This window comes from Kribbella sp. NPDC050124 (assembly GCF_044460355.1).
In the GTDB taxonomy this organism is placed as follows: domain Bacteria; phylum Actinomycetota; class Actinomycetes; order Propionibacteriales; family Kribbellaceae; genus Kribbella.
On record NZ_JBITJU010000016.1, the window covers coordinates 89,813 to 113,003 of the forward strand.

Below are 23,191 nucleotides of genomic sequence, written 5' to 3' on the forward strand. Positions count from 1 at the left end.
GATGGTCGACATCTTGCACAGAATCGGAGCCCGGGCGTCCCTCGAGGACGTCTCCTCGGCCCTGACCACCATCCCCGGTCTGGCCGGCTGGTGGACCGAGGACACCACCGGCGACAGCGCCGTCGGCAGTGTGATCAAGTTCCGCTTCGCCGGCGCGGGCGGCGAGGGCTTCGACATGTTGGTGCTGGACACGGAGCCGGGCAAACTCGTCCGCTGGGAGGTCGTCGACGGCCCGCCGGAGTGGATCGGCACCCACGTCCGCTTCGAGCTCAGCCAGACCGACGACTTCGCGATCGTGCTCTTCACGCACGAGGGCTGGAAGGAGCCCGTCGAGTTCATGCACCACTGCAGCACCAAGTGGGCCAGCTTCCTGCTGAGCCTGAAGAAGTACGTCGAGACCGGCAAGGGCGACCCGTCGCCGAACGACGTGGAGATCAGCAACTGGCCGTAGCAGCCATGCCCTACTGACCGATGGCGGCCAGGAGCTCCTTCAGCCGGCGCTCCTGCGCCTCGCGCTCAGCTCTCAGCTGCTCGCCGTACGGGCGATCCGCGGCACCGAGGAGAAGTGCCTTGGTCTCGCGGATCGCCCCCGGCAGCGGGCCGAGCAGCGCGCCGGCGAGGTCCTGAACCGTCGCGGCCAGCTCCTCGGCGGGTACGACGATGTTCGCCAGGCCGAGCTCCTTCGCCTCGGCGGCCTCGACCCAGCGGGACGTCGCGCAGATCTCGAGCGCCCGCGAGTAGCCGACCAGCTGGACGAGCGGCTGCGTGCCGCCCAGGTCCGGGACCAGGCCCAGCGCAGGCTCCCGCATGCTGAAGCGGGCGTCCGGTGTGACCACGCGGAGGTCGCACGCCAAGGCGAGCTGGAACCCGGCGCCGACCGCATGGCCCTGGACGGCCGCGATGCTGACGATCTCGGGACGCCGCAGCCAGGAGAAGCCGGCCTGGAACCCGGCGATCGTCTCGTGCACCTCGGCGGCAGGCTTCGCGCCGAGGGCGAGCAGCGGCTCCTCGCCGTCGGCGTTCTCGCCCATGATCAGCCGCCGGTCGAGCCCGGCAGAGAACGACGGCCCCTCCCCCGACACGACGACCACGCGCACCTCGGGCGGCAGCGCCGTACCGAAGTCGGCCAAGGCTCGCCACATCGCCGGAGTCTGCGCGTTGCGCACCTCCGGCCGGTCCAGCACGACCCGTGCCACCGGCCCGTCCACCGTCAACCGCAGTCCCAAGTCCGTCACACTGAGGAAGATACTCCAGAGTAACTACGCGAGGGAGATCAGGTCCGCGTACTCGTTCGTCCAGAGGTCTTCGACGCCGTCCGGGAGCAGCAGGACCCGCTCCGGCTCGAGCGCCTCGACGGCGCCCTCGTCGTGGGTGACGAGCACGATCGCGCCGGCGTACGAGCGGATCGCGTTCAGCACCTCGGCCCGTGACGCCGGGTCCAGGTTGTTGGTCGGCTCGTCGAGCAGCAGCACGTTGGCCGCCGAGACGACCAGCGTCGCCAGGGCGAGCCGGGTCTTCTCGCCACCGGACAGCACCCGGGCCGGCTTGTCCGCGTCGTCCCCGGTGAACAGGAACGAGCCGAGCACGCTGCGGGCCTGGGTCTCGTTGAGGTCGGGAGCCGCGGTCTTCATGTTCTCCAGGACGGTCCGGTTCACGTCCAGGGTCTCGTGCTCCTGGGCGTAGTACCCGAGCTTGAGCCCGTGCCCGTCGATCACCTCACCGGTGTCCGACTTCTCGATCCCGCCCAGGATCCGCAGCAGCGTGGTCTTCCCGGCGCCGTTCAGGCCCAGTACGACGACCCGCGAGCCCCGGTCGATCGCGAGGTCGACGTCGGTGAAGATCTCCAGCGAGCCGTAGGACTTGGACAGCTCCCGCGCCATCAGCGGCGTCTTGCCGCACGGTGCCGGCGTCGGGAACGCGATCTTCGCGACCCGGTCGGCCTTGCGCTCGCCCTCGAGCTCGGACATCAGCCGCTCGGCCCGGCGCAGCATCTGCTGCGCCGCGGTCGCCTTGGTCGCCTTGGCGCGCATCTTGTTCGCCTGGTCGACCAGCTGACCGGCCTTCTTCTCCGCGTTCGCCCGCTCGCGCTTGCGCCGCCGCTCGTCGGTCTCGCGCTGGGTCAGGTACGCCTTCCAGCCGACGTTGTAGACGTCGATCTCGGCCCGGTTCGCGTCCAGGTGGAACACCCGGGTGACCGTCTCCTCGAGCAGGTTCACGTCGTGGCTGATCATGATCACGCCACCGGCGTACGACTTCAGGAAGTCGCGCAGCCAGACGATCGAGTCGGCGTCCAGGTGGTTGGTCGGCTCGTCCAGCAGCAGCGTCTCGGCCTGCGAGAACAGGATCCGGGCCAGCTCGACCCGGCGGCGCTGACCACCGGACAGCGTGCTCAACGGTTGCCCCAGCACCCGGTCCGGCAGCCCCAGGTTGGCCGCGATCCGGGCCGCCTCCGACTCGGCCGCGTAGCCGCCGGCCGCGTGCAGGTCCGCCTCGGCCCGCTCGTACCGGCGCATGCCCTTGGCGCGGGTCTTCTCGTCCGCGCTGGCCATCGACTTCTCGGCGCTGCGCAACCGCCGTACGACGTCGTCGAGACCGCGGGCGGACAGGATCCGGTCCCGCGCGAGGACCTCGAGGTCGCCGGTCCGCGGGTCCTGCGGGAGGTAGCCGATCTCGCCCGACGAGCTGACCGAGCCGCTGGCCGGCAGGCCCTCACCGGCCAGGATCTTGGTCAGCGTGGTCTTGCCGGCGCCGTTGCGGCCGACCAGGCCCACCTTGTCACCCGGCCCGACCCGGAACGAGGCGGGTGCGAGCAGCTGACGGGCGCCGACGCGGACCTCGAGGCTGGAGACAGTGATCATCGCGGTGGCAGGCGTCCTCAAGCTCGTGGGATCGGTCGGTGGCGGGTCGGCGGCGCTGCGTCACGACACGGCTCAATCCCCCGCACTCAGCACTAGTCTAAGTGCTGTGAAATTCAATCCGGATGCGGATCTCGACACCAGCGGTGTCGAGGACACTCGCGGTAGTGGCGGAGGCGGCGGCGGTCTGCTGCCCGGCGGCACGATTCCGATTGGCGGCGGGATCGGCGGCATCATCCTCCTGGTGGTCATCCTGCTGCTGAACGGCGGCCTCCCGGGCGGAGGCAGCGGCGAGGAGCCCACCGTCCGCAACACCGCGGCAGGCAACCTGGACTCGTGCAGGAAGGGCACCGACCTGCAGAACAACCCGGACTGCCGGTTCGTCTTCTACCAGAACTCGATCGAAGGCTTCTGGGCGTCCGAGCTACCGCGCCGCGGCAAGAAGTACACCCGGGCGCCCATGCGCGTCTTCGACGGCTCCGTGAACACCGCCTGCGGACCGGCGACCAGTGCGGTCGGGCCGTTCTACTGCCCCGGCGACAAGCGCGTGTACCTGGACCTGGGGTTCTTCCAGACGCTGCAGACCGAGCTCGGCGCCAAGGGCGGCAACTTCGCCGAGGCGTACGTCGTCGCGCACGAGTACGGCCACCACGTGCAGAACCTGTACGGCATCCTCGGCCGGATCAAGTCCCGCAACGGACCCACCTCCGACGCGGTCCGCTCCGAGCTCCAGGCCGACTGCCTGGCCGGCATCTGGACCAACCACGCCACCACCGTCCCCGACAAGGACGGCGACACCTTCATCAGCGGCCTCACCCAGGACGACATCGAGCGTGGCCTCGACGCGGCTGCCTCCGTCGGCGACGACCGGATCCAGTCGAAGACCCAGGGCCAGGTCAACCCCGAGAGCTTCAGCCACGGCACCGCCGAGCAGCGGATGCGGTGGTTCAAGACCGGTCTGGACTCCGGCGACATGACCGCCTGCGACACCTGGTCGGCCGACTCGCTCTGACCAACGACGAACCGCCCGTACTCAGGTCGAGTACGGGCGGTTCGCTGTGTGGATCAGGCGACTGCCGCTGGGCGGTGGTAGCCCGGGAGCAGCTCGTCGACCAGGGCGTCGGTCTCGGCCTCTGCGCCGCGGGGCCCGCCGTGCTTGGCGAGCGCGGCGTACATCTGCGACGCCACGTTGGTGACGTCGGCCGACGTACCGAAGTGCGAGGCCAGACGGAGCGTGGCTCGCCACAGCTCCTCCGAGGCCGGCGAGAAGCTGAGGCCGGTCTGCAGGGACGTGCGGGCCAGGTTGCCGTCGTTGTACTGCAGCGAGACCTCTGCCAGCTTCAGCGCGGCGTCGACGACCGCTTCGGCCATCCGGCGCTCGATGCCGGACGCGGCGAGCCAGGAGTACCGGCCGGCGGGCAGGTTCGACCACGCCGGGCCGTGCACCAGGCTGAGCGCCGTCGACAGCGGACCACGTGGGTCGTCCATCATCGTCGCCTGCTTGGCCAGCGTGCGGAACACGTCCCAGTCGACCCGCACGACGCTGCGGTTCAGCATCCAGCGGCCGGACTCGTCGGCGTACATGGCGTCCACACCCACCCAGCGGCGGGTGTGCTCGAGCGCCGCGTCGCGCAGCTCCTCGCTGATGCCACGCGGCCAGATCGCGCCGGCCAGGACGTTCGGGTGCACGCCGTAGTCCTGGCTGGCCAGGAACGCGATGATCTCGGACGACAGCTGCACGCGACCCTCGTCGATCGTGCCGCGAGCGTCCACCTCGACCGGCCCGAGCAGATCGACCTCGACCGGAGCCGGCTGGCTCAGGTCGGTGGTGGAGAACTCGTACGCCGGCATGTCCTGCTCGACCCGGCGCTTGTCCAGCGAGTCGGACTCGGCCGCCTCGAACAGCGCGACCAGGTCCGCGAACTGGGCGGGGTCGATGCTGTGGGCATCCACCTCGAGGCCGAGCAGCCGGCAGACGGCCTGGTTCTTCTCGTCCACCACGAACCGCCACGGCGAGCTGATCACGTCGCCGACCACGACCACGGCGATGGTGCGCTTGTGGTCCGCGGCCAGGCGGTTCAGCTGGTCCTGCTCGGCCGGCGTCGGCGGCGCGGACACGAAGATGATTTCCGCACCCCACAACGCCGCGTCCGGATACGCCATCCGGGCCTCGGCCACCGAGTCCAGGTTGCGTCGCGCACAGGCCTGCACCTGAGCCTCGGTACGACGGTTCACCTCGGCGATCGCCTCGTCGAGGCGGACCCAGTAGCTCAGCCGGCTCGGCGCCAGCGCGGACAGGTCGTCTCCGAACCCGACCATGCTGACGTGGGCGCCCTCCGACCACAGGTTGGTCGCCAGCTCGACCGCGAGCGAACCGACCACGTCCCGGGACGGGTTGTTCACCCCGCCGAAGCTGACGATGCCGTTCGCGGTGTCGAGATCGACCAGCACGGTTGCGCCGTCCGCGTTCCGCCCAATCGTCACCAGCGTCGGGTACGGCGCCGGCGCCGTCACGTCGTGCGTCGGGGCGTAGGCCCGGCGGAGCGTCCAGCGGGTGCCGTCGGCAATGACCTGCCACGGCGCGGGCGGCGGCGTCTGTGCCTCGTACGGGTCGAGCACGAGCGTCAGCGCGCGGTCGGTCACCAGCGCCGCGACGACCTTCGGCATCGGCCGGCTCGCTTGAGTCATGTCAGCACCAAGCTGGCGCAGCGCGTTGTCGACGAAGCGGGCGGTCGGGATGTCGCCCGCCAGCCGCAGCCCGATCTCGGTCTGCCGGTGTCCGGCCGCCTTCGGACCGGGGCCCTGCGCCCAGCCGCGGCGCCGCCGCAGTGCTAGCGCGAGACCGGCCGCCAGCAGCGTGGCGCCGAAGCCGTAGATCCCGGCCTCGGTCGCGTCGATGCCGCCGTCCTCCACTGCGACCGGGGCGGGCTCGGGCACCTTCGTGCCACCGGCCGCCGGTTCGCCTTGCTCGGACTGCGTGCCCGGACCGTGCGGGGCGACCGAGATGCCTGGCTCGCCCGGCTTCACGTTCTTCGCGCCCGGGTCCCGGCCCGCGCTGCCGATCGTGACGGACGAGCCCTTCTCGGTGGCCTGGCCCTCGAAGAACCGGTTGCCCGGACCCGGCTCGGACTTCGACGCCGTGCCTGTCGACGTACCGGTCGTCGTCTTGGTGCCCGTCGACGTCTTGGTCTCGGTGGAGGTCTTGGTGCCGGTCGACGTTGTCGTCTTGGTCCCTTGCGTGACCGTCGTCGTGGTGCCGTCGATCTTCACCCGGACGGTGTGCACGCCCGGGCCCTTGGCGTCGGCCGGCAGCCGCACCTGCCAGCCCGGCAGGATCAGATCCGGGTTGGTCAGCCTGCGGCCGTCGGGCTGCAACTTGTTCTTGTTGAGCTCGTAGATCTCCTTGTACCGGCGACCTTCACCCAGGTACCGCTCGGCGATGTCCCACAGGCAGTCGTAGTTGCGGCCCTGCGGCGGACGGACCTCGGTGTACTTGACCACCTGGCCCTTGTCGTCGCTGTTCGTCCGTACGCCGGTGTGCGTGGTGCCGACCTGGCTGCCGCTGAGCACCTTGCTGCGCGACTCGGTCTGACGGAAGGTGTTCTTCGACTCCTGGTCGCCGCCCTGCGTCGCGGTCGCCACCGTCGGCGCGCCTGTGCTGTGCGTGGTCGCGGCGCTGGCGAGCGGAACGCTCACACTGGCGGCCGCGCCGATCAGCACGACGGTCGAGATCAGACGGCGGGCCAGGCCCTGCGAGCCGCCGCCGAGTGGGATCCGTGGTGAGAGGCCGTGGCCGCGGATCTCCGCGATCGCCTCCGCGATCAGGCAGACGACGAAGTGCAGCCAGGCGATCCAGATGAAGAACGCGAGGATGCCGAGCACGGTGTCGATGCTCAGCTCGCTGAACAGCACGTCGCGACTCGGGATCTGCTCCGGCCACGGCGTACCGAAGAACCGCAGCAGGACGTACGGGACGCCGCCGACGATCGCCAGGATCGCGAGCAGCGCGACGAAACCCTTCAGCCGGTCCGCGCCCGGGCTCCCCGACCGCCGCTGCGGCAGGCGGGCCGACTGCACCGGCTCATTCGTCCTTACCATCGTTCCTCCATACCCCCACCATCAGCCACCAATGGCCTGCACTTCCTGCACCGGCAACCGCTGCACCGCGTTCACGTTGGCGCGCCCGATCGCCTCCCAGCGCTGACCGACCCAGTACGAGACCTCCCAGGTGATGGTCAGCTTCACCGTGTACATGCCGTCCGGCTGGGTCGCGCTGGACCGCTCGTAGACGTGCTTGCAGGTGCTCATCTGGTTGTACGGGTCCTTGGTCTCGTCGTACCCGTCGGCGTCGTCGATCGGCGTCATGCCCATCTGGCAGTCGATCGGCGTCGACCCGTCACCCGGATCGACCTTCATCGCCACCACCATCCCCCGCATGGTCAGGTTGTGGGTGGGATCGAAGAACCCGCTGTCGAGGTCGGTGGTCTTGCTGATGTCGTTGTTCAGCACCATCGCGCTGTCGGCAGTGAGCGAGAAGTAGGCCGGCACGTTGACCCGGGGCGTGAACGTCGGCTTGACCTGCAGCACGGGCGGCGGGTACTGGCTTTCGAAGCGGAACCAGAACTGTTCCATGTAGTCCGGGTACGGGCACTGCGCGCGCTCCGCGTCGTTCACCGGGATGTACGCGCGTTCCAGATGCGCGTTGTCGCCACCGTTGTAGGTGTTCAGGTCGTAGTCGGTGATCGTGATCCGCATGACCCAGGTCTTGCCGTCGGGCGCCTGCGGCAGCCGGATCCCGTCGGGGATCTCGAAGTCGCGGCACGGGATGAACGGCCGGCCGTTGAGCTTCTGCCGCCAGGTCTGCGGCGGCGGTCCCTCGCCCGGGATGTAGTACTTGCCGGAGCTGCAGTACGCGCCGAAGCCGATCGAGTTGACATACATGCTGCAGACCCGGTTGCCGCTGTGAATCGTGTCGGCGGCGGCCGTCGTGGCGGGGACGGCCATCAGCAGTGCGAGCACGGCACCCAGGACCACCAGTCCACGGCCCACTCGGTTGCGCATCCTCACTCCCCAGATTCGTCTAGGCGCAGATTATCTTCGACCAGGGGCATCATGCCCGTTGCTCAGTGCCTCGTCACCTTTTCGGAATGTGCGATTTCCCGTTCTGGTCTAAGCCGGATAGTTCACTCGCGAACACTTGACACCGCTGGACGGAGCCAGCCGGTACGGCAGCCAGCCCAGGCCGGTCTTGATCATGTCGATGACCTCCGGCGAGCCGCCGGGCGCGACCACTGCCCACTGCTTCGCCTTCGGGTCCCAGTACTGCGTGGTCTGCGATCGGCACGCCTTCACCCGCACCGTGCCGTCGGACTGGCTCTGAACGCCGAGGACGACCACGCTGCCCGGTGGACGCATCACCCACCCGTTGCGCTTGGCATCGACGATGGCCTGCGACGTGTCGGCGTACCAGAACGAAGGGAACGACTTCCTCAGGATGCTGTCGTCGCGGGCGACGAGCGCCTGGAAGTACAGCGGGTAGCTCTGCACGAGGCCTTGGACGGCGGGGTTCGACTTGTAGTTCCCGGGAACGACGAACACCTGCGTCTTGCGCGGCGCGGTCGTGGCGGTCGTGCTCGCCGGCACCGACGGCGCAGTGGTCGGCGTCGTCGCTCCGGCGGTCGGAGTGCTCGACGTGGTCGTGCTCGAGTCGCCGCCGGCGCCGTCGACCGGGACCGGGCGGCCGCCGTCGTTCTCGTTACTGCCGCCGCAGCCGGACAGCAAGAGCACGCCGGCCAGGACGGCTGCGGGAAGGGCGAGGCTTCGCACTGTTGGCATTCCTTAGCTGGTCGGCGGGCTGGTGGGCGGCGTGGTCGACGGCTGTGGGCTCTCCGGGTCCGGAGTCGGCGTGATGCTCGGCGTACAGGTCGACGGGAACGGCAGCGGCTCCAGGGTCCACGTCGGCGTCGGCGAGCCGATCGTCCAGGACGGGCACGGCAGGTCGAGCGTCGGCGGCACCGCGGTGCTGATCGGAGCTCCCGGGTCGTCGGGCGAGGTCTGGACGGCGATCGGCGGGATCGTCGGGCTGTCGTCGGCCTTCTTGATGCCCTGCTCGGCGTGGGCGGTGCCGATGCCGCTGGCCTTGAGGCTGGTCTTCCCGATCAGCCCGAGGAACGTCGTCTTGTTGTCCAGGGCAACCCGGATCTCGACCTGCTCGTCGGTCAGCTTGGTCGGCCCGCAGGACGTCACGGCCGGGTCGTTGGACGACACCTGCGCACAGAACCCGGCGATCGCGGTCGCCGCCTTGGCCGTGTCGATCTTCGCCTCGGCGGAGTTCAGCTGGATGCTCGCGGCGCCGACACGGGCCGCCTCCTGGGCGTAACCGACCGCGCGGGAGCGGGCGCCGAGCTGACGGCCGCCGTCGATCACCAGGCCTGCCAGGGTGAAGATCATCACCGCCAGGATCGCCACCGCCGGGCTCAGCGCACCGCGGCCGACCGTCCGCCGCCGGTTGCCCGGGGCATCGATCCGGAAGAAGTCCGCCACCCGGGACCGGCGGTCACGAGCCATCGCGCACCCCGCGGTACGGGTCGACCGAGGAGCTGAACCGCTTCGTGATCGTGGTGTCGCCACCGATCCCGAGCAGGCCGAGGTCGCGGTAGTCGATCGTGCAGGTGACCTCGACCGACAGCGGCGTGCCGGCGGCGAACTCGGTGGTGATGGTGCCGCTCGCGGTCTCCTTGCAGGACTTGAACGCCTGGCCCATCGTCCGGTTCACCGCGTCGTCGACGTACCCCTGGGCCTCGCTCAGGGAGCGCGCCTGGCTGGCCGAGCGGGCGCCGTCGCGGGCCGCGCTCTCCAGCAGCGAGGAGGTCTGGAAGTACCGGCCGCAGGCGAGCAGGAACATGAACAGGATCAGCAGGATCGGCGCCAGCACAGCCAGCTCGAGCGCCATCGTGCCCTGCTCCGTGGGCTTGCGGTGCCGTCCTCCCGAGCGGATGTACCGCACCGTCGGCCGGGCATGCCGGGGCGGACGACGGGTCCCCAGCTTCCGTGTCATGTCCTCACTCATCTGCTACTTGTCGTCGTTACTTGTCATCAGCTTCGAATTGCTCGATCGGACCGGTCGCGGTGCGCTCGACGTGCAGCTTCAGGCCCGGCACCAGCGAGACGGTGTCTCCGGTCACGGTGAACGACACCATGCCCTCGGGATTGTTGTACGACGGCGGCTCGACGTCGGCGTTCTGCAAAGTGGTCCCGCCGAGCTGCTGCGCGTACGCCTTGATGTCGCCGCGGATCTGCTCGCCGACACCCTCGTTGTAGACCGGCGGCTGGACCAGGCGCAGTCGCGAGACCCCTTCCTGGGCAGCGTTCAGCGCGACCGACCGCCCGTACAGCCAGAGCGCGGTCTGGATCGACATGAAGATCAGCGCCAGGATCATCGGCGCCAGGATCGCCAGTTCGAGAGAGGTCGCACCTCCCTCCGACCGCCGCCGGTGCACCAGGATCAGCCGTTCTCGATCTCGCCGGTGCGCTTGTCGATGACCCGGCGAACCACCAGGCCGATCGCCAGGGCGGCGGCGACCAGGATGGCCGAGATGATGGCCCACTCCAGCGCCGACGCGCCGAGCTGGGTCCGTCCCTGCCGAGCCCGGGCCCGTTGGGTGTGGGCCCGCGCCACCGCGTAGCCGGCCATCGCGCGCCAGAACTGCAGTTCCGAGTTCATCCGGATTCCTTCCCGATCATGAGGCCCAGTGCGGGCCTCAGTATGCCCTGTACGACGGACGGTTTCCGCCGATGGATCCCTGAGAGGGTGTCTTGGAAGACACCCCCTTACCCACTTCAGTTCCCCAGGATCGCGATCCCGGCGGGGAATCCTAGGAACAACATGAACGCCGCACACATGACGAGCTGGGCGACCAGCATCGACTGGGACCGCTCGCCCGCCTTGCCCTCCACGTCGGCGAGCTCCTTGCGGCGCAGCGACGCGGCCCGGGCCAGCAGGGAGGCCCGGATCTTCGCGCCTTCGTCACCGGCCAAGGCGAGCGCCGAGGCGAGGTCACGCAGTTCCTCGACGCCGAGGTCCTCGCCCAGCCGGGCCATCGCGTCCCAGGGCGTGATGCCGATCAGCCGCGCGTTCGCCAGCGCCTGCCGGATCCTGGCCATCGCCCAGTGGTCGCCGATGGTGGAGGCGGTCATCAGCGCCTCGGGCAGACCGCGGCCGCCGGCCAGGTTCATCGCGACCAGGTCGAGGAAGCTGCCGACCACGTGCCGGAAGTCGCGCCGCCGCGCCTCCGCCTCCTGCCGCAACGCCAGGTCGGGCAGGAAGAACGCGAACGCCATCGCGCCCAGCGTGACGATGGCCGGCGTCGCGCCGGGCGCGGTGAGGCCGAGCATCGCGAACAGGAAAAGCACGATCGGGATGAAGATCATCGCGCCGAGCGCGAAGAACACCTTGGTCGCGAGCATCGCGGCGAACGGCTGGTTCATCACCGCGAGGTCGCGGCGCAGCCGGCCGAAAGCCCAGCCGCGCGCGTTCGCCTCGAACTCGAGCCGGCGGCCGAGCGACTCCCGGGCCCGGTCGAGACCGCCGAGCACCCGCTCCCCGGCCGCGCTCTGGGTCGCGCCTGCGCCGTACCCGGTCCGCCCGGCGTCGATCCGGGCGATCGTGGACAGCACGTTCGCGGACGGCTTGATGAACATCCGCACCAGCAGGTACGCCCCGAGGCCGACCAGGCCACCGGTGACGAAGGCCCACGTCATCAGCCCACCACCTCCATCCGGTCGTCGCCGGCCCGCTTGGCCCGCTTGTCGGCACTGCCGATCAGGAACCGCTCCGGGACCTCGATCTTGGCCAGCTTGCGCAGCCAGACCAGCCCGAGCGCGTACAGCGCGATCACGATGAACAGCACGAACTGGCCGATGAAGCTGGTGTACGGCGCGACGTACGTCGGGTTGAACAGGACCAGCGCGGCCGCGACCAGCAGCGTGATCGCGACCACGACCTGGACCGAGCGCCGGGTCGACCGCCGTTCGGCCGCGACCTTGCGCCGTACGTCGAGCTCCTCGCGGGCCGAGTCGGCCAGCGCGGTCAGCACCTCGCGCAGACCGGGACCGCGCAGCCGGGCGTTCAGCACCAGGGCGGCGACGATCAGGTCGGCGGACGGATCGTTCAGGTCGTCGGCGAACCGCATCAGTGCCGAGGGCAACGGTTCGCGGATCCGCAGCCGGTCGACCAGCAGGTTCAGGCCGGGCTTGATCGCCGGGGCGGCGTTCACCGCGGTCGCGGGGATCGCCTGCTCCAGGCCGACCGCGCCGGCGATGGTGTCGCGCAGCGCCTCGGTCCAGGTGGCCAGCGCCTCCAGCCGTTCGATCGCCCGGCGTTCCTCGCCGGTGCCGCCGAAGAACCGGTCGGCCATCGCAGCCAGCAGTCCGAGCGCGACGGCGAGCACGAGCCAGCGCGTCACCACCAGGACGACCAGGCCGACGCCGATCCCGGTGCCGAGGCGGATCAGGTGCTTCCGTCCCTCGACGCCGGTGCCGCGGCGGAACAGCGACGGGGTCTCGTCCTTGGGCTCGGTGCCGCGGATGGCGACGATCAGCAGCAGGAACGCGCCGCCGACCACCGCTCCGCAGAGCAGGGCGAGCAGGGTCCGGTCGTTCATCGCCTCACCTCACGCCCACGTTCCATGCACGAGCGGCTGGTACCCGAAGTACTCGAGCTCGTCCATGCACGCGATCGGCGCGTGCGCGGCCGCCCGCCCGTCGCGACCCGGGGCGAACACCTCGCCGGACAGCACCCGGCCGTCCCAGCCGGTCACCTCGCGGATGCTCTCGACGTACCGGCTGAGGCCGCCGCCGCGCTGGTAGTCGTTGTGCTTGCGGACGAACACGACGAAGTCGAGCGCGCCGGCGATCAGCATCTGGGTGGCGTCCATCGGCAGCCGTTCCATCGCCTGGATCGCGTAGGTGCTGATCCGGTTGAACACCTCCATCGAGCTGTTCGAGTGGATCGTCGACAGCGAACCGTCGTTGCCCTGGCTCATCGCGTTCAGCATGGTGACGATCTCGTCGCCGAGCACCTCGCCGACGATGACCCGGGACGGGTTCATCCGCAGCGACCGGCGGACCAGGTCGGCCATGCTGACCTGGCCGACGCCCTCGGAGTTCGGCAGCCGCTCCTCGAACGCGACCACGTTCGGGTGCAGGTCCTTGAACTCGCCCAGGCCGAGCTCGAGCGAGCGCTCCACGGTGATCAGCCGCTCGTGCGCCTGGATCTCGTTGGCCAGCGCGCGCAGCAGCGTCGTCTTCCCGGAGTTCGTCGCGCCGGCGATCATGATGTTCTTGCGCGCCGCGACCGCGGCCCGCAGGAAGGAGCCGACGTCCTCGGACATGGTGCCGTTGGCCACCAGGTCCTTGAGGAACACCCGGCCCAGGCGGGCGCGCCGGATCGACACCGCCGGGCGCGCGGTGACGCCCATGACCGCGGACAACCGGGAGCCGTCGGGCAGGCGCAGGTCGAGCTGCGGGTTGGCCGAGTCGAACGGCCGGCTGGTGAGGCCCGCGTGCGCGGCCAGGACCTGGATCAGCTCGACCAGTTCCTCGTCGGTCTCGGCGACCGGACCCGGGTTCTCCTCGCGACCGTCGCCGTACTGGACGAAGACCTGGTCGCAGCCGTTGATGTCGATGTTCTCGACGTCGGGGTCGTCGATCAGCGGCTGCAGCCGGCCGACCCCGAACAGCGCCGAGTGGATCGCGCCGGCGATCTGCGCGTCGTCGTCGGGCGTGGGCGGCGTCCGGCCCTCGGCCAGTTCGTAGCGGGCGTGGTCCTCGAGCACCTGGACGATCAGCGAGCGCGCGTACTCCCGCTCGTCCTCGGCGCTCATCGGCGGTACGCCGTTCACCTGGTCGCGCCGACGTTGTTCGTTCAGCCGCTCGGCGACCTGCACCCGCAGCTTGCGAACCAACTCCTGGTCGGCGCTCATCGCCAATCACCTTGCGGTGGGAACGCGGCGTTGGCCATGTCGAAGTCCTGCGGCGGCGGCGCTGCGACGATGGCCGCCATCTCCGCGGTGATGTCGGTCGCGGAGCGGATCAGCTGGGTCTTGTCCAGACGGCCGTGGCCGCGGCCGTCGAAGAACGCCGCACCGGCCGGGTCGTAGGCCAGGTGCCAACGGTGCCGCACCGGCACGGACATCGCGTCGAGCACGGTCCACACCTGCTTGACGCCGTCGCGCTGCTTCGGGTCGGCCACCACGACCACACCGAGCTGTGCGTCGACGTGGTGCACCAGGGACGACAACCGCTCACGGAGGTGGGCCACCGACGAGCCGGTCGCCGTACAGACGAGGACGACCAGGCGGGCGGACTGCACGACAGGCAGCTGCGGGGACGAGGCGCCGATGCGCCCACAGTCGGCCAGCACGTCGCCGTTCTGCATCTGGTTGAACGAGATGCCGAGCGGATGCCACAGACCGCCCATGCCACCCACCTGCTCGGGTGAACGGACGCCGAGCATGACGTCGAGACCACCGTCGAGCTGCTGGCTGTGCGCCAGGATCACCTCGTCGCTGAGGCCCTTGCGGCTGGCCGCGGCCAGGCTGACCAGACCGCGGTCCGAGTTGAGCGGGGCGCCACCCGGTGCGGTCATCCGGATCGCCACGTCGCTGCCGGCCGGGTCGCACTCGGCCAGCAGCACCTGCCGCGGCCAGAGCGCGCCGAAGACGAGGCTGGCAGTCGTCACCCCGGGCGAGCCCTTCGCGCTCGCCAGTGCCACCAGTGCCATCAACCGTCTCCGTCGGTGCGGGAGACCTCGGGCTTGGACCCCGGATTGAGCACGGTCAGCACCAGGGTCTTGGCCGCCGCGGCTGCCGCGACGGCGGTCGCCTTCTCGGTCGGGACGAGGATGGTCACGTTGAGCGTGTTCGCGTTGTTCTTCGAGTCCGCGATACCACCCGAGCTGGCGGTCACCTCGGCCGCGGTGACCAGCGGCGCGGCCTGCTGGCTGTCCTGGTTCGCGGTCGGCACCCGGATCACCGACACGATGTCGCCGACCCCGATCCCTTCGGACGGCGCCCGGCCGCCCTCGAGGGTGACGCCGACCAGGGCGCCACCGCTCGGGATCGGCTTGGTCCTGGTGAAGTTGGACTTCGTGACGAACTGGTCCTTGTAGAGCCAGGTGGTCGTGTACTGGCCGATGTAGTCGTCGGCCTCCGACCACGGGATCAGCGCGCCGGTCGCGCCGGCCAGGTCGCCGCGCGCCAGGTCCTTGCGGTCCAGCTTGTGACCCGGCGCGAGCTTGTCGGCGGAGATCGCGACGAAGTCGGACCGGTTGCCGCTGTTGACGGCGATCAGCGCCGACCCGGCGGCGCCGAGCAGGATCAGGATGACGGCAAGGGCGGCCAGGGCGGGGCGGCGTTCCCTGCTGCTCGGCAGGCGATTTGTACCACTGCCCGCCGATCTGCCCGCTCCGCGGGTGCCTTGGGAGGAAGTACGCGTGGAGGACGAGAGACTCACGCGCCCTACCGTAATGGCAGCGAGGTGCCATTCATGCCACCAGACCGGTGCCGTTACCCGCTCGCGACCCGGTCCCGCTCCGCCGACGTCAGCAACTCGGTGAACGCCCCCGGCGCGCCGTACAACTGGTCTAGATAGCTAAACAGTCCCTGCAGCGCCAACCCGAGCTCGCGCTGCCACCCGTCGGCCGTCTCCAACTGCGTCGCCAGCACTCGTCCCTCCGCGAGCGTGACGGCCGAGTTGACCGGCTGCACCAACCGCTCCCCGTCCTCGTCCGGTACGGCGCCATTCCCCCGGACCCGCCGTACGACAGCAGCCAGCTCGGACCGCTCGGCCTCCGGCAGGACCCGGTCAAATCCGGGGGAACCGTGGAGCTGGTCGAGGTAGTCACACAGAGCGAGGAACAACTCGACAGCGTCGTACTCCGGACCCGGATCGGCCACGTGACGCAGCTGCGCCACCACGCTCCGTGCCTCGGAGACACTCCACCCGGACACTCCCAACCGGTCGGTCATGTGACGATCGTAGGGACGTGGCAGGCGTAAATCGTTAACTGTTCGGGTGATTTGAGTGGCTGGCCAGTAACCGAAAGTTTGCTAACGTCCGGGACCAGAGGCTCGGTGACAACTGGTGGTCACCGAGTCGCGATCGGGAGGGGTGGGTCGTCTTGACGACGCCTGGTGTCACCGCCCCGGATCCGGTGGGTCGCGCTCGCGCGACCCTCGGAACCGCGTTGGGCATCGTCGTGCCGTCAGCCGTGCCGCTGCGTGACGGCCGGATCTGGCTGACCAGCCGGCGCGACGTGCTGCCGGCCGAGGTGGTCCGGGGGCTGGAAACGCGGCTCGGCCAGCGTGCCGCAGACCGTGCCGGCGACGACCGGCTGCTCGCCGAGGCCGTCGCCGTACTCGGCTCGGAGATCGCGCGCGTCCGCGGCGAGTCGACCGAGGCGGGCGCCACCGATGCGCTCGACCGGTTGCTCAACACCCCCGGACTGAACCAATCGCGCCACGCCGAGGGTGTGGCGATGCTCCGCCTGACCCTGCGCCTTGCCGCCCGGGAGTCGAGCGAAGCGGCCGCACGGCTCGCCGCGATGCCTGGCGAGACCAGGGTCCCGGTAGCTACCGCGATCGTCTCGGCGGCCCAGGAGATCAACCGCAACGCCGCCCAGCTCGGAACGCCGACCCCGGCGCGGCCGCGCACCGGTCGCCACCGGAACCCGGTCGGTGTCAGCCACCGGCGAAGCGACACTCGGGTGGTCCGAGGGACCGCTCTGGACCCCAGGGGCCGCACGGCCACGGCAGATCCTCAGCAGAGCGAGCTGGCCGCGCTGGCGGCGTTGACTCAGCTGGGAGAGGCCGACCTGGGTTCGTCCGTGACCAGCCGGCCGGCCGTGAGCCGACAGTCCCGGTTGGCCACGATGACGCTCACGACTCGCGACGTACCGCAGCATGTCCGCGTCGAGATCCTCCCGACCGCCCGCGGCCTGGCAGCGCAGGGCACGCTCCGATCCGGTACGGCGAACGACCCGCACGTACTGCGGATCGCGCCGTGGGTGCCGGATCACCAGTACCGGCAGATCTGGGTCCGTCAGCTCAGCCGGATGACGCAGCAGATGCAGGCGGAGCAGGCTGAGCGACCCCGCAGCATCCTCGGCCGGGTGCGTTCGATGCTCGGCTCGGAGCGGCGCGAGCAGCGGCTCAACGAGGACTATGCCGCCTACCAGCAGCTGTCCCGGGACTGGGAGCAGGCCCAGGCCGAGACCGTCGCGAACGGTCAGCCGAGCGGACCGCGCAGTGTTGCGGACCTCGAACGCGACATCCGCCTCCAGGCCGGCGCAATCTGGTGGCGCAGCGGCATCATGCCGACCCTGCCCTGGGCTCAGGACTCGATCTACTCCCCCAGCGCTGCCGTCGAGGGCATCGCCGCCGAGCGAGCTGTCGCAGCGGCCAACCCCGAAGCGAACACGCCCGAGCATCTGCGACAGCAGGTCGTCGACCAGATCGCCGAGCTGGAAGCCGCCACCGCAGACCTGCAGCACCAGGCTGACACCAAGGTCGACAGTGCGGCCGCGACTGCCGATCAAGCGACCAGCAAAGTCGACCTCGCCGTGGCCGAGGATCTGCTCAAGGACCGCGGTGCACCGGAGCGAGCCCGCAAGCTGCGGGCCGACGCGACCGCCGCCTTCGCCAAGGCACGCCGCCACACCGAGATGGCGCATGCCTACCAGCGGGCGGCGAACGACGCAGGCGAGGCCTTGGCCGGCTACCAGGCCCTGCTCGCCCGCATCGACGACCCGGACCACTCGCCAGAGCAGATCGCCGAGCTGGCGCGCGAGGCTGCGGCCAGGACGGACGACTACCAGGCGAGCCTGAGTGCGGCTCTGCCGGTCGACCATCTCGCGACCGGGGTGCCGACCGACCAGCACCTGGACCTGCCGGTCGAGGCGATCAACGCGGCGCTGCTGGCGAACCAGAGCGACCAGCAGATCACCGGCAGCGGTCCGCTCCCGGTCCCGGGCGCCCAGTACCGCAAGCTCTTCTCCGACGGCATGGTCTTCAACGTCGTCGGCGCGCCCGACGACGACGTCAGCAAGGTCGCCCAGGTCCGGGTCCGGGTGAAGGCCAAGGACCTGCGCGAGCGGACCGGCCTCGACTACGACATGGCGGAGCAGATGTCCGCCACTCTCGGCGAGGGCGGCCACAACAACGCCATCACCAACACCCACGCGAGGAACGTCTCCTTCGGCGTCAACCTGCAGCCGTTCATGGCCGCCGCACCGCCGGGATCCGTCATCCAGGAGGCCTCGCAGGTGGTCGCGCCGCGCGTCGACGCCGCCACCGGGAAGTCGCTCGCCGAGACCGCCGGTGCGAGCGCCCACGGTCAGCTCGGCTGGGTCGACGTACACAAGGGTGAGTCGCTGCCGTACAGCTGGACCGGTGAGTACGAGATCCAGGTCCGGAACTCGCCGACCGAGCCGTGGTCGGAGGTCACGACGGTCAGCGCCGGCGAGCAGCTGACCTGGGTTCCGAGCCCGTACACGGTCCAGGCGCAGGCCGAGACCGTGACGCTGGAACAGCTCGGCCGCGCGGCCGACCTCGACCCCGTATTCCCACGGCACACGGTCAACCGGATCACCGGTCTGCACGACCTCAACGACCGGCTGGTCGCCGAGGCCCAGGAGAAGTCGTACCCGATCGACCGGATCGGGTACGAGCAGCTCCTCGGGCGGGTCACCGAGGACCCGTACCGGTTGCTCGGCGAGTTCGCGAAGCCCGGTGGCCTGAGCCAGACCATCCAGGTCGGCGGCGAGTCGGCGTACCGGCTCACGCTCGAGGTCGAGCCGGTCTGGGCCACCGCCAAGCTGGTCGGTGCGTGCAGCGGAGAGCTGGGCCAGGAGAAGGTCGAGGTCGACTTCGCCGGTGTCAACGCGAGCCGGGCCTCGGGGACCTCGCTGTCCGGCTCGGCGTCGGTCGCCTATCCGGGCACGCCGCTCGATCCCGCCCAGCCCGTTCCGGCGTACCTGCCGAGCCCGACGGCGCTGTCCGACGTGGGCTCGAGCACCGTGGACCTGTCGCCGAACGTCTCGGCCGGCCGCAACGTCTCCCGCCAGGGCGGGATGAACCTCAGTACGACGGCGATCACGCCGGTGGTCGACCGCGACATGTCGCCGACCCAAGGTGTCCTGGTCGACCTCAAGGTCACCGCGACACTGCGCAAGATCGATGATCCGTACGCCGAGCCGGTGGTCGTCTCCGACACCTGCAACGCGAAGCTGCGGCTGACGGCCAACCGGCTGCTGCGGGCCGGCGCGCCGGCCGGCAAGGACAACGTACTGCGGGACGACGACGGCGAGATCCGGCTCGACCAGCACGGGCGCGCGCTCCTGGTCGGCGACCCCGAGCCGCCCACCGGTCCGCAGACCCTGCCGCCGTGGCACGGCACCGGCGAGAACCAGATGCGCGGCACGGGCAAGGCGCTGCCCGACGGGCTCACCGGCGTCGACGAGGCCCGGCGGCAGGCGCTGACCAAGCTCAGCGAGCTGGGCCTGGTGCCCCCGCTCGACGACGACTTCCAGCCGCTCCCGGACGATTCGCCGTCCGACCGGCGGCGGGCCGGTCAACAGGTGAACTACGACCGCGTGGTCGATGCCATCGCCGACCACCGGATCGTGGCCGGGATGAACTCGGCCTGCCAGTCCGGCCTGCTGGTTCAGCTCGTCGACCACCGCACCGGCCACGCGCCGCTGGACCGCTTGTTCCGGCTGTCGACCACGCAGGACTTCGACGACGTCAAGCCCGCGGGCAGCAACCCGGCCAGGACGGTGACCCGGCTCGGCATCAGCTCCCGGGCGATCCAGGCGATGCTCGGCCGTTCGAGATCCGTTCCGGTCTCCGCCGGCATCGGGGCCAGCGACGGACCGGCGGAGGGACAGCCGGGCTTCCTGGGCCGGCTGGGCCTGAAGCTGAGCCGCAACGCGCTGGCGCGGTCCTTCAGCCAGACGGTGGGCAGCCGGATCAACCGGGTCACGCTGCACGAGAGCACCGCTCCGGTCGACAACCTCGACCAGAGCATCCGGATCACCTTCACCGAGATCACCCCGGACGGGGAGTCCGAGCCGCTCGCCGACGTCCGCGGCACGATGTCCGTGGCCTACGACAGCACGCTGGCCCAGGCCGAGGAGCCGGTGTTCGAGACCGACCCGAAGCCACCGCACCCCGAGGCCGTCAGCCGGTCGATTCCGGTCGCGATGGACGCCGGCAACCCGGCCGACCGGCTGTACTCGGCGGTCGAGGCCATCCGCGCGGACACCGTCGGCTTCGCGCAACTGCACGCAGCGCTGTCCCCGGAGGCCATGCTCTCCAACAAGGAATGGATCACCGACGGCCGGTACGAGCTGCCGCTGGTGATCACGCCGGCACCCGCGAACCCGGCGCAGGCGGTGGCAGACCGGACGCTGCTGCCGCAGAGCTACAAGATCGTGATCCGCAGCGAGCCGGTCAGCCAGACGTTCGCGGCGATGAACCAGCAGGTCACCGGTGACATCAACTTCACCATGATCGACACCGGCTTCACCTCCGGCAGTTCGACCTCGGGCGGCGTCGGGCTCGAAGGCGGCGGCGGGCCGGCTGCGGAAGCCGGCGACCCGTCGACGATGAGCGGCATGGTGAGCGTCGGCCGAGTCGCGGGCCGGTCGCAGTCCACCGGCACGAGTCAGACGTCGGGCGACGAGCGGTTGCTGATCAACACCGGCGTGCATTACGAGCTCCTCGAGCGGCACCGGCTGGTGGCCGACGTGATGCAAGACGGCAAGGTCGTGCAGACCGTGCCGCTGCAGGACGCGCTGGTCCAGAAGGCGATGCCGGAGTACACCGCCCTGGAGCTGTACGGGCGGGATGAGTTCGACCTGCCGCAGCCGATCGCAGCCGACGTGGCCGAGCGGTACCTGACCAACCGGGTCGAGATGAGTCCGCGGACCGCGGCCGCCTTCGTTCGCCGCTACAAGCAGGAGAAGGCCGGTGTCACGACGGGCCTGGCCGCGGAGCACACCGACGAGCGGCTGACCCGGAAGTTGCTCGGGCACGGCCAGCAACCGGCATCCACCGCCCCGACACCTGCGGAGCGCCTGGCCGACAGCCTGGCCCGGACCGAGCAGGTGGCCGGGGAGCAGCGGGCCGTCGGCCTGCCCAACTCGTTCCGGGCCACGCTCGGCTCGAGCCAGCCCTACGAGCTCAAGGCAGAGGGACCGGAGCGGCGGGACGTCGACCTGCTTCCCCAGATCCGCGAGCAGGTCGAGGAGATCGCACCCGGACGGCTGGCCGGCGACCAACTGCTCGCGCCGGCGCTCGAGGCCACTTTCGCCAAGGACGCGTTCAAAGGTCACCTGGTGAACATGCTCGGGCCGCGCGGCTACACCGCTCCCCCGATCGAGATCCCGGTCGAAGGGCAGGATCACCCCGATCTGCTGCTCGTCACCGTCAAGGCTCACTTCGAGGGCGACATCCTGGTCGACGGCACGCCCGGTCTGACGAAGGTCGAGGCCGTCTACTTCGACCAGAAGTACGGCTACGAGAGCCTCGATCAGGCGATCGGGCGCAACACCGCCTACTCCGGCGGCGTGGAGCTGAAGAGCGAGGGCAGCGACGGGCAGTCGGTGTCGGGCGGAGTCAGCGCCGACCGGATCCGGCAGGTCTCGGAGGGCGACAGCAAGCAGAACACCACCTTGCACCGCACCGGCGATCTCGAACCGACACCGGTGACCCGGCAGGTGGTCTTCACCACCGAGGTCAAGCGCGTGCACAACGCCGGAGCGGCGGCGATGTCGAGCGCGCGGTGGCGGCTCACTCGGACGACTCCTGCCGAGCTGACCACGACCGCGCAGCCTCGCGAGATGCGCGGCGTGCTGACGTCCTTCGTTCCGCGCGGCCTGATCGGCGAAGCCCCGACCGCCGGCGCCGAGCAGGCCACCGGGGAGTTCAGCCCCGAGCACCGTGCGTTCGAGATGCCCGAGGGCGCGCAGGTCTCGGCCATGCTGCCGTACCGCGAGGGCGCGGTCGCTACCGACGAGCTCTACAACAGGTTGACCGAGCACCTGTCCCGGCCCGGTGTGCTGGGGGTCGCCGGCGTGGCCGAACACGAAGTGGCGATCGGCACCCAGTTGCTGCCGATGGCGCTGGAGGCCAAGTTCGAGCAGCTGACCAGCCCGGGCGGTCTCAAGCTGGAGCCGCTGATGGGACGCGGCAACGGCCGGACGACGATCGGCGTCCAGATCAACGCCCGGCCGGTCGGCATCGAGCTGCTGACTTCCGGCGTACCGGGCCAGTCGGGCATCGTCCGGCGGTACCAGCACAAGGTGCAGAGCTCGACCGCCGGCAACCAGGTCACCCCGGCCACGGTCACCGGAGGCTTCAACGGCGGCGTCGTCTCGATGACCGCCTCGGTCGGCGAGCAGGTCAAGAAGCAGTCCTCCGACGCGGTGGGGACCCGGCTCGAGACCATCGCGACCCGCAGCGGCGACCTCGTCGACGTCCGGTTCCCGGTCACGTACGACATCACGATCAACCAGCAGACGGACACCGGGCGCGGCACCCCGACCACCAAGGACAGCACGCACCTGCGGGACGCCGCGCGCGCCGAGTTCTACGTGCGGATGCTGTACCACGAGTACCTCAGCATCCTTCAGCAGATGGAGTCCAGCGGCGACCTCTCCCTGGACGGCGTGCAACTGCAGGCGGTGCCGGAGAAACTCGGGAAACCGGACCTGCGCGCAACGGAGTACGGCGAAGACGCGTCGGGCCGGCGGACGTACCAGCCGTACCAGCCGTTGCTGGCAGCAATCGACAAGGCCATGGCCGACCGCACCCCCGTGGTGCTGGCCGTGCAGGAGGCCGGCGGCCAGGAGCGGCTCTACCAGGCCGTCCCGGTCCAGGACGAGCGCGGTCTCCGCGTCGTCCTCTCCGGTGTCAACGACGGCGGCTTCGCGGCCGCCTTCTCCAGCCTGGACCGGCGGCTGGTGCAGATGGCCGAGAGTCCGCACCCGTCCGGTGAGGAGCGCCCGCGGGTCGATCTGCGGGAGCTGTTCAACACCACCGAGCCGGGGAGCAACTTCAGCACCAAGGTCGCCGACGCGCTCGAGCAGAACGGCGTGCCGACGGCGATGCTGAAGGGCCTCGACTACAGCCGGACGGCACGCCAGGTGACACCGCAGGCCAATCTCGGCCGGCGACCGACCGTCGGTGGCGCGGCCACCAGCCGGACGATCACCCCGACGACGAGCGGGCCGTCCATGGCGGGCCCGTGACGACGCAATACGAGGAGGGGGCCGG

General features: G+C 70.2%; 18 protein-coding genes. 3 read left to right on the forward strand and 15 right to left on the reverse strand.

Translation table 11 applies throughout. The features are described from left to right. Position 1: 1 nt before the first annotated feature. A complete protein-coding gene (locus ACIBL3_RS30645) occupies positions 2-451 on the forward strand; it encodes an SRPBCC domain-containing protein (protein ID WP_396357197.1) in 450 nt (149 codons plus the stop codon). Between the two features lie 10 nt (positions 452-461). On the opposite strand, the gene ACIBL3_RS30650 is transcribed toward ACIBL3_RS30645, so the two are convergent. Continuing rightward, the gene (locus tag ACIBL3_RS30650) at positions 462-1,235 is read right to left on the reverse strand and encodes an enoyl-CoA hydratase/isomerase family protein (RefSeq protein WP_396357198.1); all 774 of its coding nucleotides are present in this window, start codon (positions 1,233-1,235) and stop codon (positions 462-464) included. A gap of 24 nt (positions 1,236-1,259) precedes the next feature. Next, positions 1,260-2,858 carry an ABC-F family ATP-binding cassette domain-containing protein gene (locus tag ACIBL3_RS30655; protein WP_360521299.1) on the reverse strand — a complete coding sequence of 533 codons (1,599 nt, stop codon included), beginning with the start codon at positions 2,856-2,858 and terminating at the stop codon, positions 1,260-1,262. Positions 2,859-2,964: 106 nt separating this feature from the next. On the opposite strand from ACIBL3_RS30655, the gene ACIBL3_RS30660 reads away from it, so the two are divergent. Continuing rightward, a complete protein-coding gene (locus ACIBL3_RS30660) occupies positions 2,965-3,867 on the forward strand; it encodes a neutral zinc metallopeptidase (RefSeq protein WP_396357199.1) in 903 nt (300 codons plus the stop codon). 53 nt (positions 3,868-3,920) lie between these two features. Here the strand turns inward: ACIBL3_RS30660 and ACIBL3_RS30665 are convergent, their stop codons facing one another. The 13 genes from ACIBL3_RS30665 to ACIBL3_RS30725 all read right to left on the reverse strand — a co-directional run bounded on the left by ACIBL3_RS30665 (position 3,921) and on the right by ACIBL3_RS30725 (position 15,883). Beyond that, on the reverse strand, positions 3,921-6,953 hold the full coding sequence (locus ACIBL3_RS30665) for a hypothetical protein (protein WP_396357200.1): 3,033 nt from the start codon (positions 6,951-6,953) through the stop codon (positions 3,921-3,923). Between the two features lie 21 nt (positions 6,954-6,974). Next, positions 6,975-7,916 (reverse strand): hypothetical protein, encoded by a 942-nt coding sequence (locus ACIBL3_RS30670; RefSeq protein ID WP_396357202.1) that lies wholly within the window; start codon positions 7,914-7,916, stop codon positions 6,975-6,977. A 108-nt stretch (positions 7,917-8,024) separates the two neighbouring features. After that, positions 8,025-8,681 carry a hypothetical protein gene (locus tag ACIBL3_RS30675; RefSeq protein WP_396357203.1) on the reverse strand — a complete coding sequence of 219 codons (657 nt, stop codon included), beginning with the start codon at positions 8,679-8,681 and terminating at the stop codon, positions 8,025-8,027. A gap of 12 nt (positions 8,682-8,693) precedes the next feature. Then, positions 8,694-9,422, reverse strand: coding sequence for a TadE/TadG family type IV pilus assembly protein (locus tag ACIBL3_RS30680; RefSeq protein WP_396357205.1), 729 nt, complete (start codon positions 9,420-9,422; stop codon positions 8,694-8,696). Next, positions 9,412-9,912 carry a TadE/TadG family type IV pilus assembly protein gene (locus ACIBL3_RS30685; RefSeq protein ID WP_396357206.1) on the reverse strand — a complete coding sequence of 167 codons (501 nt, stop codon included), beginning with the start codon at positions 9,910-9,912 and terminating at the stop codon, positions 9,412-9,414. The genes ACIBL3_RS30680 and ACIBL3_RS30685 overlap by 11 nt, the downstream gene beginning before the upstream one ends. 28 nt (positions 9,913-9,940) lie before the next feature. After that, the gene (locus ACIBL3_RS30690) at positions 9,941-10,354 is read right to left on the reverse strand and encodes a TadE family protein (RefSeq protein WP_396357208.1); all 414 of its coding nucleotides are present in this window, start codon (positions 10,352-10,354) and stop codon (positions 9,941-9,943) included. 5 nt (positions 10,355-10,359) lie between these two features. Next, positions 10,360-10,578 carry a hypothetical protein gene (locus ACIBL3_RS30695; protein WP_132210455.1) on the reverse strand — a complete coding sequence of 73 codons (219 nt, stop codon included), beginning with the start codon at positions 10,576-10,578 and terminating at the stop codon, positions 10,360-10,362. Positions 10,579-10,694: 116 nt separating this feature from the next. Beyond that, entirely contained in the window at positions 10,695-11,615 is a 921-nt protein-coding gene (locus ACIBL3_RS30700) for a type II secretion system F family protein (RefSeq protein WP_396357210.1), read from the reverse strand. Next, positions 11,615-12,517, reverse strand: a complete 903-nt coding sequence (locus ACIBL3_RS30705) for a type II secretion system F family protein (protein ID WP_396357212.1) — start codon at positions 12,515-12,517, stop codon at positions 11,615-11,617. The genes ACIBL3_RS30700 and ACIBL3_RS30705 overlap by 1 nt, the downstream gene beginning before the upstream one ends. 9 nt (positions 12,518-12,526) lie before the next feature. Then, positions 12,527-13,837, reverse strand: a complete 1,311-nt coding sequence (locus ACIBL3_RS30710; RefSeq protein WP_396357213.1) for a CpaF family protein — start codon at positions 13,835-13,837, stop codon at positions 12,527-12,529. Further along, complete coding sequence (locus ACIBL3_RS30715) at positions 13,834-14,637, reverse strand: hypothetical protein (RefSeq protein ID WP_396357214.1); 804 nt, start codon at positions 14,635-14,637, stop codon at positions 13,834-13,836. Before ACIBL3_RS30715 ends, ACIBL3_RS30710 begins: the two co-directional genes overlap by 4 nt. Further along, positions 14,637-15,368 (reverse strand): hypothetical protein, encoded by a 732-nt coding sequence (locus tag ACIBL3_RS30720; protein ID WP_396357215.1) that lies wholly within the window; start codon positions 15,366-15,368, stop codon positions 14,637-14,639. The genes ACIBL3_RS30715 and ACIBL3_RS30720 overlap by 1 nt, the downstream gene beginning before the upstream one ends. A 53-nt stretch (positions 15,369-15,421) precedes the next feature. Continuing rightward, positions 15,422-15,883 carry a hypothetical protein gene (locus tag ACIBL3_RS30725; protein WP_396357217.1) on the reverse strand — a complete coding sequence of 154 codons (462 nt, stop codon included), beginning with the start codon at positions 15,881-15,883 and terminating at the stop codon, positions 15,422-15,424. A gap of 152 nt (positions 15,884-16,035) precedes the next feature. On the opposite strand from ACIBL3_RS30725, the gene ACIBL3_RS30730 reads away from it, so the two are divergent. Continuing rightward, on the forward strand, positions 16,036-23,166 hold the full coding sequence (locus ACIBL3_RS30730; RefSeq protein WP_396357219.1) for a hypothetical protein: 7,131 nt from the start codon (positions 16,036-16,038) through the stop codon (positions 23,164-23,166). The last annotated feature ends 25 nt before the right edge of the window (positions 23,167-23,191 follow it).

What these genes read in the sequence shown, in the direction of transcription:
- ACIBL3_RS30705 (WP_396357212.1), bottom strand. Translation starts at nt 12,517, where the DNA reads ATGAACGACCGGACCCTGCTCGCCCTGCTCTGCGGAGCGGTGGTCGGC.
- ACIBL3_RS30645 (WP_396357197.1), top strand. Translation starts at nt 2, where the DNA reads ATGGTCGACATCTTGCACAGAATCGGAGCCCGGGCGTCCCTCGAGGAC.
- ACIBL3_RS30685 (WP_396357206.1), bottom strand. Translation starts at nt 9,912, where the DNA reads ATGACACGGAAGCTGGGGACCCGTCGTCCGCCCCGGCATGCCCGGCCG.
- ACIBL3_RS30670 (WP_396357202.1), bottom strand. Translation starts at nt 7,916, where the DNA reads ATGCGCAACCGAGTGGGCCGTGGACTGGTGGTCCTGGGTGCCGTGCTC.
- ACIBL3_RS30680 (WP_396357205.1), bottom strand. Translation starts at nt 9,422, where the DNA reads ATGGCTCGTGACCGCCGGTCCCGGGTGGCGGACTTCTTCCGGATCGAT.
- ACIBL3_RS30710 (WP_396357213.1), bottom strand. Translation starts at nt 13,837, where the DNA reads ATGAGCGCCGACCAGGAGTTGGTTCGCAAGCTGCGGGTGCAGGTCGCC.
- ACIBL3_RS30655 (WP_360521299.1), bottom strand. Translation starts at nt 2,858, where the DNA reads ATGATCACTGTCTCCAGCCTCGAGGTCCGCGTCGGCGCCCGTCAGCTG.
- ACIBL3_RS30665 (WP_396357200.1), bottom strand. Translation starts at nt 6,953, where the DNA reads ATGGTAAGGACGAATGAGCCGGTGCAGTCGGCCCGCCTGCCGCAGCGG.
- ACIBL3_RS30700 (WP_396357210.1), bottom strand. Translation starts at nt 11,615, where the DNA reads ATGACGTGGGCCTTCGTCACCGGTGGCCTGGTCGGCCTCGGGGCGTAC.
- ACIBL3_RS30695 (WP_132210455.1), bottom strand. Translation starts at nt 10,578, where the DNA reads ATGAACTCGGAACTGCAGTTCTGGCGCGCGATGGCCGGCTACGCGGTG.
- ACIBL3_RS30725 (WP_396357217.1), bottom strand. Translation starts at nt 15,883, where the DNA reads ATGACCGACCGGTTGGGAGTGTCCGGGTGGAGTGTCTCCGAGGCACGG.
- ACIBL3_RS30715 (WP_396357214.1), bottom strand. Translation starts at nt 14,637, where the DNA reads ATGGCACTGGTGGCACTGGCGAGCGCGAAGGGCTCGCCCGGGGTGACG.